The organism is Herbiconiux sp. (assembly GCF_004297105.1).
Taxonomy (GTDB): domain Bacteria; phylum Actinomycetota; class Actinomycetes; order Actinomycetales; family Microbacteriaceae; genus Herbiconiux.
This window is the reverse complement of the sequence record NZ_SCVE01000012.1, coordinates 464,851-477,997: the sequence shown is the minus strand read 5'-3', so window position 1 is coordinate 477,997 and position 13,147 is coordinate 464,851. Positions and strand designations below refer to the sequence as shown.

The window sequence follows — 13,147 nt, the reverse complement described above, 5'->3', positions numbered from 1 at the left end:
GAGGCCGTCACCAACTCGTCGAACCGTCCGTGCGTCCGTCTGGTCCGTTCATCTCGGCGCGCACCGTGGTTCCCGGGTAGCCCCAGTACTTGCCGGTCTGTGCCGTGCCGTTTCCGTTGCCGTCCGTGGTGACGGTGATGTCGTCGAAGCTGTTGCCGCTCGTGTACACGGTTCCGGTGTACGTCGAGTTCGGTTCACCGTTCGAGATGGTGACGCGGATCAGCGAGCAGGACGGGTCTCCACAGCCCGCGTAGCCGGTGCGGTTGGAGCCTCGGCTCACCGTGACCGCGGTGGTCTTCGGCTTCTTGTCGGAGGTGGCACAGCGCTCAGGCGAGCTCGCGATGGCCCCCGTCGCATCCACGGTGCGCGCGGTGAAGCACTTCTGCTGGCTGTAGCCGGCGCTCACCTGGGTCGAGCCACTCGCGGCGACATCCTGCCAGCCGTTGCCCACGTTGATCTGCACGCGGTAGTCGCGGCCATTCCGGCCGGGATCGGACCAGTTGAATCTGACCTGCTGGTCGCCCCCCGTGGCACTCGCACCAGGAGCATTCGGCGGGCCGTAGGGCGACGCCGCGTTGCTCGGAGAGCTCGCGTCGCTCGTGTAGCTCGAGCCGTCGGCCGAGGTCACCATGCGCACCTGCGCCGTATAGGTGCCGTTGTTCGATGCGGGCACCGACGAGCCGCTCCCCGCGAAGTTGTTCCAGGTTCCGTTGTTGAGCGAGTACTGGTAGCTCGCCTCACCGCTGGAGGCTCCATTCAGAGCGCCGGGGTTGAACGTGATCGTGATGGAGTTGTTGCCCTCCGCTGCGCTCACGTTCGTGGGCGCACCCGGCTTGTTGAAGGCACGGCGCGCGGCGGACTGCGCGGAGTCGGCACCCCAGCCTGCCTTGTTGTAGGCCGCAACGGTGAAGGTGTAGCTGGTCTCGGATGTGGGCACCGATACCGTCTGCGACGTGCCGGTGACCTCGATCGCATTGATCGGCGAGCCGCCCTGGTAGATGGTGAGGCGGTACTTCGAGATGGCGTCTCCGTTGGCGGCCGACGGGTTCCAGCTCACGTTCATCTGGGTCTGGGCGCCCACGGAGTCGACGCGCGACGTGGACGGCGCGGCCGGGGCATCCGGAGCTCGCGCCGGGATCTCGGCCGCCGAGAAGGCGCTGAAGTCGGAGGGCTCCGGGGCCTTGTTCACGGCCTGTACGCGAACCGTGTAGGCGGTTCCGTTGGCGAGGCCGTCCCACTTCAGGGTGTTTCCCGTGACGCCGTAGCGGGAGGGTGCACCGCGCTCGGGTGCGGGTGAGATCTCGAGGTTGTAGCTCGTGACCGCCGAGCCGTGGGTCGAGGGTGTGACCCAGTTCACCGTGAGGCTCTGGTCGCCGAACACCAGGGTCGGCGGCGCCGGCTGGTCGGGACGGGCATCCGGTCGCGCCGGCGCCGAGGAGGGCGACGGGTCGGAGACGCCCACCGAGTTCGTGGCGGTGACGGTGAACGTGTACTCCACGTCGTTGGTGAGCCCGTCGAGCGTGCACGTGGTCGAAGCGCAGGTCTTCGAGTAGCCCTGGGGGCTCGAGACGGTGTAACTCGTGATCTCGGCGCCGTTGTTCACGGGCGGGGTCCAGGAGAGCACCACGGTGCGGTCCTGGATGCTCGTCACGCCCGGCGTCGCGGGGGCGTCGGGGCGGCCCTGCACGGTGAGCTGGATGCGCGCATCCGCCACCCGGGCCGGGTCGCCCGTGGCGTCCTGCACCGCGTAGCGCACCACCATCGTGCCCACGAAGTCGCCGGCGGGGGTCACGTCGATCGAGGTGCCCGTGATGTTCGCCGACCCGTTGCCCGTCTCGACGGTGGCGCTCGTGATGGTGAGCGGGGTGTCGGGGAAGGGGTTGTAGTCGTTCGAGAGCACCGGCACCGACACGGTCTTGCCCTGGGCCGCCTGCGGCACCAGGTCGTCGGTGGCCGACGGCGGATTGCGCGTGGTCGAGAGCACGTTGACGGTGACCTGGCCGCGCACCGGCGGGTTCACGCCGTCGGAGATGTCGATGTCGAGCGTCGACGGGTTGCGGGGTGCGTTCGCGGCGGCGGTGACGACGAGGGTGGAGCCGTCGATCCGTGCAGTGACGCCCTGACCCTGACCGCCGGCCAGCGTGTAGCTGAGCTTCTCGAGGTCGCCGTCGTCGGGGTCGACCGACTTCGACCGCAGATCGACGGTTCCCTCACCGTCGCCGGCGGCCACGTCGACGCTCGCGCCCACGAAGGTGGGGGGCGTGTTGTAGTCGGAGATCACGGTGATGGGGATGACGAGCACGGCTTTCTTGCCGTTGGGATCATCGGGCCCGGTGCCGTCGGTGACCTCGAAGCTCAGCGCATCCGGGCCGTCGTAGCGCGGCTTGGGTGTGTAGCGCATCGTGTTCTCGTCGACCACCAGGGCGTCGCCGTTGGAGTTCGCGGCGGAGACCTTGGCCGTCTCGGTGATGCGCGCCGTCTTGCCCTGGGCCACGAGCACGTAGTCGGAGAGCTCGATGTCGACGGTCTGGCCGTCGTTCACCACGATCGGCTCGATGCCGGGGCGCAGCACGGGCGGCAGGCTGTCGAGACCGGGTACCGACACGAAGGCCGAGGCGGTGAGCCCGTCCTGGTCGGTGACCGTGTAGGTCACGATCTGCGGTGTGGGCAGCAGGTCGATGCGCAGGTTCTGGTCGGGCAGTGCGGTGGCCGTGGCCTCGGAGGCGGCCACCGACGTGGTGAGCGCCTCGATCGTGCCGTCGGGATCGTCGTCGTTCTCGCGCACGTTCACGTCGACGTAGGGACGGTCGATCATGTCGGCCACGGGCACGGTGTCATCGCGGGCGATGGGAGCGGCGAGTGGCGCGGTGGGGCTCACGGTGAGCACGAGGGTGCCCTTCGCCGTCGCGCCCCACCGGTCGACGATCGTGTAGATGATCGAGTAGTCGCCCGGTTCGTTCGGCGCGGTCACCATGACACGGCCGCCCTGGACGGATGCCGTCACGCCGTCGGGTGCCTCCAGACCGCCGTCGCGGATGGCGATCGGGTCGCCGTCGGGATCGGAGTCGTTCGCCATCACGTCGACCGCGAGGGTGCGGCCGGGCCGTGCCGACACGAGGTCTTTCTGCGGGTACGGAGCCTGGTTCGCCTCGCTGGCCGGGATGATGCCCACCAGAACGGTGGCGGTCGCACGGGCGCCGAGCTTGTCGCGCACCGTGTAGGTGAAGGTGTCGGTGCCGATCGAGGAGGGATAGGCCTCGTACACGAGCCAGGCCTCGCCCACCTCGGTGATGCGGCCCTTGGTGGGTGCCGAGTCTTGCCCCACGAGCTGCACGGAGTCGCCGTCGGGGTCGATGCCGTTCAGCGGGATGGGGATGCGCACCGTGGTGCCCTGGAGAGCGCGGATCGTGACATCCTGGGGCCGCGGCGGCGAGTTGGTGCCGTCGTCGGGGCCGACGATGCGGATGGTGATGTAACCCGCATCCTTCTGGCCCTGCGAGTCGACGACCTCGTAGGTGGCGTAGACGGTCTTCGGCTCGGGGCCGGCCTTGAAGCGCACGACGTCCTCCGACACGAAGATCTCACCGTCGGCGGGGTCGATCAGCGGGTCGATGAGTGTGGGCGAGAGGGTGATCGTGTCGCCGTTCGGGTGGTGGTCGTTCGCCAGAACCGGGATGGTGGCGACATCGCCTGCGCGCACGGTGACGCTGTCGTCTTCCGCCACCGGCGGCAGCAGACGGTCGGGCGCGGGGATGGGCGTGATGAACACCTCGCCGCGGGCCGACGCCACACCGTTCGAGACGGTGTAGGTGATGGTGAGCGGGCCCGCGAGTCCGCGGTCGGTGATGCGCAGGATCTCGTGCTCGAGCACCTCGACGCTCACGCCCGAGTCCTGGGGCACCTGCACCGATTGCACGGCCAGGATCCCGCCGTTGGGGTCGGTGTCGTTCGCCAGCACGTTCACGAGGGTCGAGCGGCCGGTGGGCAGCTGGGCGGTGTCGCGCACGGCGATCGGCGGATCGTCGGTGTTCGCCGTCTCCTTCACGTCGATGCGCACGAGACCCTCGGCGGTCTTCGGGCCGTCGGAGACGAGGTACTGCACGTAGTACTGGCCCGCGGCGATTCCCGTGAAGTCGAAGGTGCCCGTGGTGTAGTCGGGCTCGATCGGGCCGCCGTCGGTCGGTGCCACCTTCGCCAGTCGCAGAGGAGCCCCCGATGGGCTCAGGTCGTTCGCGAGCGGCGCCACCGTGGTTCGCTCGCCGACCGTGGCCACCACGAGGTCGATGTTCGTGATGGGGGCGAGCGAGCCCGAGTCGCGCACCTGGAAGCGGATGGTGCCCGTGGTCTCGGCGCGGCCGTCGGAGACCACGACCGTGACATCCTTGGGGCCCGTGTCGGTGCCGAGGCTGGTGAAGGTGATCTCGCCGTCGGGGCGGTACTGCACCTGGTCGGGGGCGGCCGCGGAGGCGCTCACCACGTAGAGGTCGTCGCCATCCGGATCGGAGAAGTCGGGGATCGCGTTGTGGGTGACCGTGGCGCCCACCTCGGTGAGCACGTCGGAGACGCGCTTCTGGGTGGGGGCGCTGTTCTGCTCGGGGGTGCGCACGGTCAGGTCGACGGTGGCGGTGTCGGTGCCCTTTCGGCCGTCATCGGCCTCGTAGGTGAAGCGGGCGCTGCCGGAGGCATCGGGCGACACGATGATCTGCAGCGCCGCGCCGTTGAGGATGCGCTGCACCTCGCCGATCGAGGGCTGCGCGCCCTGGAGCGAGGCGGTGAGCACGTCGCCATCGGGGTCGGTGTCGTTGTCGAGCACGGGGAGGATGACGGTGCGGCCCGGGCGCACGCCGAAGGAGTCGTCGACCGCCGTGGGAGGGGTGTTCTCCTCGGAGCGGTCGGGGAGGAGCACCTGCAGCTCTTCCTCGGTGGAGTCGTCTTCGTCTTCCGAGTCGGTCTTCTCCGGCGGCGGGGCGATGTCGTCCCAGTTGTCGACCTTCTTCATGTCCTGGTTCACCAGGTACACGGCTCCCGTGGAGAGGTCGTTCAGCACCACGACGTCGCGGTTCACCCGGAAACGCAGCTCTGCGTTCGCGGCGAGGCCGCCGACCGTGGACTCGACGTCGTTGGCGTCGCCCGAGCAGTCGCGCAGGTAGGTGCCGGAGCCCGACCAGGCCGCGTAGGCGCATCCGTTGAGGAACACCGGAGCGGCTGCCGTGCCCGGTTCACCCGACGTCTGCACGATGGTGGCCTGGCCACCGCTCAGCGGCTGACGGATGAGAGCGCGATCGCTCGAGATCAGCAGATCGTCGGATGCGGGGCCCGAGGCCTGCACGACTCCGCCCTCCGCCTCGGGGATGACCGCCGTGCCGCCGCCCGGCAGGTAGACGGTGCCGGTCGCGGCGTCGAACACCACGGCCTGGGTGCCCACGCTGGTGAGGGTGAGCTGTGCGCCCTCCTCCACCTCGGGGAAGGAGGTGCTCTGCGGTTCGGCCGCCACGGTCGGGTCGGCGGCGAAGAGCGCGATGTCGTCGGGGGTGTACGTGAGGAGCTGGTTCGAGGCGGTGGAGAGGGCGTGCACGGTGCCGGCGTCATCGACCACGGCGGCAGCCCCCGTGCCGAGTGAGCCGAGCGGCGCCTCGGGATCGAGGCTGAGCGAGGAGGCCTCGGACGACGCACCCGCCCAGAGCTGGCCGGTGTCGCGGTCGAGCACCGACACCTCCTCGCCCCCGAGGGAGACGGATGCCTCCGGCGGGAGGTTGAGCGGGTTCTCGAGGGCCACCGTCATAGGGTTGACGGGGGTGAGGGTTGCGCCGGACTGGTCGAGGAGCAGCACCGTGTCGCCCCGCTGCAGTACGTCGAAGTCGGTGGAGGAGGTGCGCAGTCCACCGTCGATCACCTGCGCGGGGTGGTTGAGGTGCCCGAGGAGCAGACCGGTGGGCTTGGTGACCCAGACGCCGCCGTCGTTGAGCTCGACGTCGGCGGTCTTCACGCCGTCGTAGAGGAACGCCATCGTGGTGACGCCGACGGAGAGCGCGGCTACCACGGCGACGGATGCGGTCGTCGCCTTGCGGCGTCGGATCGCTTCGAACAGCCTCACACGGTCCCCGAATCGTCGGTCGTCTTGGATCGAGGGCAAGGCTGAACGGGATCGACGGGATGGGTTGACCCGCGTGATCTGCGGCTCGCCCCTTCGGGTGGGACGTGCCCCGCACAGGGGTAATTCAAGCATGCTTACGACACGTGTCCAACACGAGAGCGGCTCAGCCGTGGGGGAGTTCTCCCCATTGCGCGCACAGGGATGATCGTGCCCTGCCGCATTAGGCTGGCCCGGTGTCGAGGTCGAGTGAACGTCTGTCGCGCCGCCGTGCGCGTCGCATGCGGGCGATCCTCCTCGCCGTCGCCACTCTCGTGGTGGCCGCCATCGTGGCGGTCGGAACCCTGTTCGCGACCGGGGTGCTGCCGATCGGCGGTTCGGCGGCCGTGTCTCCATCGGCCGCGGTGCCGGCGCCGTCGTCGCCCAGCGCCTCGCCGACTCCCTCTGCTAGCGTTCCCGCCATCCCCTCTCCGGAATTCACCCCAGAACCATCCGCCGCGCCGGCCTTCGACAAGGCGGCGTACTCGATCGACGACCCCACGAGCCCCTGGGTGATCGTGAACAAGCTGCGGCCGCTCGCCGATGGCGCCGCCTACGAACCGCCGGATCTGGTCGACCTGCCATCCGACATGCCCAACCCGAACGGCTACCAGATGCGTGCCGATGCGGCCGCGTCGCTCGAGGAGATGTTCCACACGGCGCTCGCCGAGACCGGGGTGCAGCTGGTGGCGCAGAGCGGCTACCGCTCCTACAGCGTGCAGGTGCGGGCCTACGACTACTACGTGAACTCGCTCGGGGTCGCGGGAGCCGACCTCACCTCGGCACGCCCCGGGTACAGCGAGCACCAGACCGGCATGGCCATGGACATCCTCGACACGGTCTCCGGATGCTCCACCGACGGCCGCTGCTTCGCCGACACCACCGCGGGCCAGTGGCTCGCCGCGAACGCCTGGCGGTTCGGCTGGGTGCTGCGCTATCCGGATGGCGCGACCCCCATCACGGGCTACGAGTTCGAGCCCTGGCACTACCGCTGGGTGGGTGTGCCCCTGGCCACCGAGATGCACACCACGGGCGTGGGCACCCTCGAGGAGTTCTTCGGTCTCCCGGCGGCCCCCGACTACGCCGGCTAGCCTCGCGTGTATCACGCGTGATACACTGGCCCCATGGAGAAGGTCAGCGTGCGCGAACTGCGCAACCATGGGGGCGAGGTGCTCGCCCGCGTCGCTCGAGGTGAAACCCTCACCGTCACAAGCGACGGCACTCAGGTCGCCGAGCTGCGACCCCTGCCGCGGCTGTCGGCGTCGACACGGCGACTGATCGAACGCCGCAAGAATCTGCCGCTCGTCGATCCCGCCGCACTGCGTGCCGACCTCGACGAACTGATCGATCCGTCGCTGTGACGCCGATCGGCCCGGTCGATGTGGGCTTCGTCTCCCAGGGCTTGCTCGACACCTCCGCCGTGATCCTGCTGGGCCGGCTCGCCGATTCGTCCGTGCTGCCCGACGTGCTGATGGTGAGCGCCATCACGCTCGCCGAGCTCGGCGTGGGCGCGCTTGTGGCGACGGATGACGCCACGCGCGCTGCTCGCCAGGCACACCTCCAGCAGGCCGAGGCCGACTTCGACCCGCTCCCGTTCGATGCCGCGGCCGCCCGCGCCTTCGGCCAGGTGGCCGCGGGTTTGCGCCGTTCGGGCCGCAAACCCACCGCTCGTGCCTACGACGCGCTGATCGCATCCGTCGCCCTCGCGAACGACCTCCCGGTCGTCACCGCCAATCCGCACGACTTCGAGGGCATCGCGGGCCTCCGGGTCATCCCGGTCGAGGCCGCCTGAGTCGACCTCGGTCGAACGGGAGATCGACAGGTGTTGTCCCCCTCATAGGGGACACAAATGTAAATGTGTTCGTATGGGCCGATGCCCCTCCGCATGAAGTCGCCTGCCTCCCTGTTCGCCGGAATCGTCGCCGTCGCCGCTCTCGCCCTGAGCGGATGCGCCGCCGACACCTCCTCCTCCGATGCCGGCACCCCGCGCGAGGTGCAGGCCGGCGACTCCGCCGCCGCCGCGGAGATCGTGTCGGTGGGCGCGGTCTCGCCCGCATCCGGAGCGCTGTCGGGCGGCACGGCCGTCACGATCGCCGGAGCCGGATTCGAGGGCGCCTCATCCGTCGCCGCGGTGGCTTTCGGCACGGAACCGGCCGCCTCGTTCGAGGTCGTCGACGACGCCACGATCTCGGCGGTCACGCCCGCCTCCTTCAACTTCGTGGTCGGCGCGGTCTCGGTCACGGTCACCCTGGCCGACGGCTCGCAACAGACGAGCGCTGCGGATGCCTTCGGCTACGAGATCCTCACCCCCGTCGACTCGCAGATGAGCTATGCGTTCACCTACTGGAGCGACTACAACCTCGCTGAGTGGGGCGAGTTCCCCGACAACGACTGCGGCAACTTCGTGAACCAGACCATGCTCGCCCGCGGGTGGACGCAGAACGCCGACTGGTACAGCGACTACGCCACGACGGGCGACTACAACTACAGCTGGATCCGCGGCAACCCGATGGACGACTACTACGCCTCCCGCGACGACACCACGCGCTACGAGTTCACCGACCGCTCGCAGCTCAAGATCGGCGATGTGGTGATGATCGACTGGGACCCGCAGAACGACAACGGGGTCGACCACACCCAGGTCATCTCGAAGATCACCCACAACGCCGACGGCAGCATCTCGATCGCGATGGTGGGTCACACCCTCGACTCGACCTACCGTGACCTCGACACCGCGGTCACCGTGGAGAAGCCGGGCGGAACGGCCCACTTCTACTCGATCGCGTAGCCCCCGCCGCGCCCTCCCCCCTCCCAGATCCGTCACAATTTGTTCGAAATCGGGCTCGCTCGAACAAATTGTGACGGATCTGGGGAGGGGGCATGGGCTCGCGGGCTGGCATCCTGGAGCGATGACCGAGAGCGACAACAAGGATGCGGCGCCCATCGACCTCATCGTCGACCGTGTGCGCACGGCCGGCTGTGAGACGCGGGTCACCCGGGTGGCGATGACCGGCGAGGGCGACGGCAGCCCCGCGCCCCTCTCGTTCGTTCTCGTCGGCGGTGTCGGTGTGGCCGCCACCTACTTCGAGTTCCTCGCCCCGACACTCGCCGAGCGCGGCGACGTCTACGCCCTCGACCTCCCGGGCTTCGCGGGCATGCCGCGCCCCGAGGAGCAACCCACGGCCGCGTTCTTCGCCGCTCAGGTGGAGGGTGTGCTCGACCACTACGGGCTCGTCGACCCCGTCGTGATCGGTCACTCCATGGGAACTCAGGTGGTGACCGAGCTGCTCATCTCCCGCCCGGGCATCACACGCGCCGTGCTGGTCAGCCCCGTGATCGACGATGCGCATCCGGAGGTCGTCACCCAGGGCATCCGCTTCGCACAGTCGGCGGCGCGGGAGACCGCGCACGTCGCCGCGACGGCGCTCTCGGCCTACATCCTGTGCGGGGTCGTGTACTTCCTCACGGTGCTGCCCCACATGATGCGCTACCGGTTGATCGACCGGGTGCCGCTCGTCGGGGCCCGCGTCCTGCTGATCCGGGGCGAGTTCGACCGTACGTCGACCCGTCGCCTGCACTCACGTCTCGTCGAGCGGATGCGCGACGCCAGCCGGTGGGAGATCGAAGGCGCCGCGCACTCGGTGATCAACGCGCACGCCGTGGGTGTGGCGAAGCTGACGCTCGAGCACCTCGACGGCACGCTCCGGCAGCGCGGGCGGATGAGCGATGAGGAGGCCGATCTGCCCCGCATCCGGGATGCGGGCCCCGCGCTGATCCTGGGAGCACTCGGCAGCCGGGCGGCCGAGTGGTTCAGCGCCCTCCGCGGAGACGACGCGGGCGTGCAGCGCGCCAAGACCGCGCACGCGCGCATCCTGTGGCAGGCCTACCGCCGCCCCTGACCCGCTCCTGCCGGCCTGCAGCCACGGCTGGGGCCGGCTCTCCCGCCTCGCGAGTTGCCACAAGATGTGGCAACTGAACGCCTCAGCCCACACCTTGTGGCAAGTCGATTCCGTCAGGCGAATCGAGTTGCCACAAACGGTGGCCTGGCACTCCGGGTTGCCACATCTTGTGGCAACCCGAGGGAGGGGGAGGGGGTGAAGGGGTCAGGCGCCGAGCGCGGCGTCGACGATGAGCTTCGCCTCGGCCTGCACCTCGGCCAGGTGCTCGGCGCCCACGAAGCTCTCGGCATAGATCTTGTACACGTCTTCCGTGCCCGACGGCCGCGCCGCGAACCAGGCACGCTCGGTGACCACCTTCACCCCGCCCACGGCCGCGCCATTGCCGGGCGCGTGCGAGAGCTTCGCGATGATCGGGTCGCCCGCGAGCTCGGTGGCGGTGATGGAGTCGCCGTCGAGCTTCGCGAGCGCCGCCTTCTGCGTCTTGGTGGCGGCCGCGTCGATGCGCTCGTACACGGGCGAGCCGAACTCCTCCGTCAGCTCCGCGTAGAGCTCCGACGGCGTCTTGCCCGTGACGGCCAGGATCTCCGACGCCAGCAGCGCCAGAAGGATGCCGTCTTTGTCGGTGGTCCACACCGAGCCGTCGAAGCGGAGGAAGGATGCGCCGGCGGATTCCTCGCCGCCGAACCCCACGGATCCGTCGATCAGCCCCGGCACGAACCACTTGAAGCCCACCGGAACCTCCCAGAGGGTGCGGCCGAGCGACGACGCCACGCGGTCGATCATCGACGACGACACGAGCGTCTTGCCGATGGCCGCGTCGATGTTCCAGCCCTCGCGCCGCGAGTACAGGTACTGGATGGCCACGGCCAGGTAGTGGTTCGGGTTCATGATGCCGGCATCGGGGGTGACCACGCCGTGCCGGTCGGCATCCGCGTCGTTCCCGGTGGCGATGTCGTACCCCGCGCGGCGCGCCACCAGCGAAGCCATGGCATACGGCGAGGAGCAGTCCATGCGGATCTTGCCGTCCCAGTCGAGCGTCATGAACGCCCACCTCGGGTCGACCGTCTCGTTCACGACCTCCATGTTGAGCCCGTACCGGTCGCGGATGAGTTCCCAGTACTCGACAGAAGCCCCGCCCAGAGGGTCGGCGCCGATGTGGATGCCCGACTTCTGGATGGCATCGAGGTCGATCACGTTCACGAGGTCGGCCACGTAGTGTTCGCGGAAGTCGTAGGTTCCGGATGCCACGGCCGCTCCGCGGCCCACCCGCTTCACGTCGGCGAGACCCCCGGCGATGAGCTCGTTGGCGCGGTCGGCGATCCAGCTGGTGGCGTCGGAGTCGGCGGGGCCGCCGTGCGGCGGGTTGTACTTGAAGCCGCCGTCGGCGGGAGGGTTGTGCGAGGGCGTCACCACGATGCCGTCGGCCTGGTCGTGGTGGCCCGCCTTGTTGTAGGCCAGGATCGCGTGCGAGACCGCGGGGGTCGGCGTCCAGCTGCCGCGTGAGTCGCTCCACACGGTGACGTCGTTCGCGGCGAGAACCTCGAGCGCCGTGTCTTCGGCGGGCTTCGAGAGCCCGTGCGTGTCGCGACCGATGAAGAGAGGGCCGGTGATGCCCTGCGCGGCGCGGTACTCCACGATCGCCTGCGTGATGGCCGCGATGTGGTCTTCGTTGAACGCCGTGTTGAACGACGAGCCGCGGTGTCCGCTCGTGCCGAAGATCACCTTCTGTTCAGGATCGGTGACGTCGGGATGCAGGTCGTAGTACGCGCCCACGAGCGCGTCGACATCGATCAGGTCTTCGGGAAGGGCTACAGTGCCGGCGCGCTCATGCATGATGCCAAGTCTGGCACCTCCGGCCTCCGGTGACACGAGCGACCGCCACACAGAAGGCGGATCGCAGGTTTCAGACCTGGCGCTTCTTCTTGCCGACGCTCCGGCGCACGAGACCGAACACGAGGGTTCCGATGAAGAGGATTATGCCGATGATCCCCAGCCAGAGCAGGCCCTGCAGGGCGAAACCGACGACGGTGAGGATGGCCCAGACGACGAGGAGGATGACGATGACGGTCACGGGACGGTCCTTTCACGATGCGCGGTTCTCGGAGGGTGTCGCTCGTCGAGCCTAGCGGTGTGGGGCACGCGGATCGTCAGGGCGTGGTGCTGGACGGACAGGGTCGCGCCGGTCACGAGTCCCTGCGGATCGCCGTCGAGCTGGATCTCCTGCGGCGTGTCCAGGCGCACCTGGAGTCGGGTGGCCTGGGCCCACTGGATGGCCCGGGGCCGCGGTGTGAGCCGGGCGATCAGCCGGCCGAAGCGGGTGCGGTGCAGAACCCGATTGAAGGTGAGCCGGTAGCCGATGTTCGTCCAACCCGGTCCTCGGCCGGGTCGGAACACCACCGCGTCCAGCAACCCGTCATCGACGACGGCATCGGGAAGGAGGAGGAGCCCCGCCGGGAGGCTGCCCGAATTGCCGACGATCACGGTGTGGGCGCGGGTGCTCACCTCGGCTGCATCGTCGAGCCGGTAGACCATGTCGAACTGCTTGTTGCCCAGAACGCTGCGCGCGATCGGGTCGGAGTACGCCAGCCAGCCGATGCGCTTCTTCAGTCGCTCATTGGTGTGAGCCGCCATGTGGGCGTCGACCCCGATGCCGGCCATGACCAGGAAGGCGTGGCGCGACTCCTCGCCGCCGGCGCGCTGGAGCAGTGCCACTCCCACGTCGATCGGTCGATCCGCCCCGGAGAATGCGGTGGCGACCGACGCGGCCAGTCCGTTCAACGGCAGCCCGAGCTCGCGCGCGAACAGGTTCGCCGTTCCGGTCGGCAGCAGCCCCAAAGGGATTCCGCTGCCGGCCAGGGCCTCTGCCGCAGCGCGGAGGGTGCCGTCGCCACCGGCGACCAGGATCACGTCGGCGCCCGACCGGGCAGCCGCATCGGCCGCCGACCGGCCGTCATCGTCGGCGCTGGTCTCGAACCACGCGGATGGCCTCCAGCCGGAGGCCGACTCCTCGTCGTTCACGACCTGTCGGAGTGTCGGCACGTCGACCTTCGCGGGATTGAAGACGACGGCCGCTCGTCGAGCAGGCACAACCCGGTCAGACCCTTCGCGCACCCGGCTA

General features: G+C 69.2%; 9 protein-coding genes. 5 read left to right on the top strand and 4 right to left on the bottom strand.

Annotated elements, in window-relative coordinates; translation table 11 throughout:
- Positions 1-7: 7 nt before the first annotated feature.
- Positions 8-6,094: an Ig-like domain-containing protein gene (locus tag EPO52_RS08670; protein ID WP_290804777.1), complete on the bottom strand. Its 6,087-nt coding sequence runs from the start codon at positions 6,092-6,094 to the stop codon at positions 8-10.
- A gap of 233 nt (positions 6,095-6,327) precedes the next feature.
- Here EPO52_RS08670 and EPO52_RS08665 point away from each other — a divergent pair, with 233 nt between their 5' ends.
- The 5 genes from EPO52_RS08665 (at position 6,328) to EPO52_RS08645 (ending at position 10,029) form a co-directional block, all read left to right on the top strand.
- Positions 6,328-7,221, top strand: coding sequence for a M15 family metallopeptidase (locus EPO52_RS08665; protein ID WP_290804774.1), 894 nt, complete (start codon positions 6,328-6,330; stop codon positions 7,219-7,221).
- A gap of 33 nt (positions 7,222-7,254) precedes the next feature.
- Entirely contained in the window at positions 7,255-7,491 is a 237-nt protein-coding gene (locus tag EPO52_RS08660) for a type II toxin-antitoxin system prevent-host-death family antitoxin (protein WP_290804772.1), read from the top strand.
- Entirely contained in the window at positions 7,488-7,922 is a 435-nt protein-coding gene (locus EPO52_RS08655) for a type II toxin-antitoxin system VapC family toxin (protein ID WP_290804769.1), read from the top strand. Before EPO52_RS08660 ends, EPO52_RS08655 begins: the two co-directional genes overlap by 4 nt.
- 81 nt (positions 7,923-8,003) lie before the next feature.
- Positions 8,004-8,918, top strand: coding sequence for an amidase domain-containing protein (locus EPO52_RS08650; RefSeq protein WP_290804766.1), 915 nt, complete (start codon positions 8,004-8,006; stop codon positions 8,916-8,918).
- 121 nt (positions 8,919-9,039) lie between these two features.
- Positions 9,040-10,029 carry an alpha/beta hydrolase gene (locus tag EPO52_RS08645; protein ID WP_290804763.1) on the top strand — a complete coding sequence of 330 codons (990 nt, stop codon included), beginning with the start codon at positions 9,040-9,042 and terminating at the stop codon, positions 10,027-10,029.
- 204 nt (positions 10,030-10,233) lie between these two features.
- Here the strand turns inward: EPO52_RS08645 and pgm are convergent, their stop codons facing one another.
- From pgm to EPO52_RS08630, 3 genes are all read right to left on the bottom strand, one after another.
- Positions 10,234-11,862, bottom strand: coding sequence for a phosphoglucomutase (alpha-D-glucose-1,6-bisphosphate-dependent) (gene pgm, locus EPO52_RS08640; RefSeq protein ID WP_290804760.1), 1,629 nt, complete (start codon positions 11,860-11,862; stop codon positions 10,234-10,236).
- A gap of 70 nt (positions 11,863-11,932) precedes the next feature.
- Positions 11,933-12,100 carry a hypothetical protein gene (locus tag EPO52_RS08635; protein WP_290804757.1) on the bottom strand — a complete coding sequence of 56 codons (168 nt, stop codon included), beginning with the start codon at positions 12,098-12,100 and terminating at the stop codon, positions 11,933-11,935.
- A complete protein-coding gene (locus EPO52_RS08630; RefSeq protein WP_290804754.1) occupies positions 12,097-13,140 on the bottom strand; it encodes a diacylglycerol kinase family protein in 1,044 nt (347 codons plus the stop codon). Before EPO52_RS08630 ends, EPO52_RS08635 begins: the two co-directional genes overlap by 4 nt.
- Between the last annotated feature and the right edge of the window lie 7 nt (positions 13,141-13,147).

What these genes read in the sequence shown, in the direction of transcription:
- EPO52_RS08645 (WP_290804763.1), top strand. Translation starts at nt 9,040, where the DNA reads ATGACCGAGAGCGACAACAAGGATGCGGCGCCCATCGACCTCATCGTC.
- pgm (WP_290804760.1), bottom strand. Translation starts at nt 11,862, where the DNA reads ATGCATGAGCGCGCCGGCACTGTAGCCCTTCCCGAAGACCTGATCGAT.
- EPO52_RS08650 (WP_290804766.1), top strand. Translation starts at nt 8,004, where the DNA reads ATGCCCCTCCGCATGAAGTCGCCTGCCTCCCTGTTCGCCGGAATCGTC.
- EPO52_RS08660 (WP_290804772.1), top strand. Translation starts at nt 7,255, where the DNA reads ATGGAGAAGGTCAGCGTGCGCGAACTGCGCAACCATGGGGGCGAGGTG.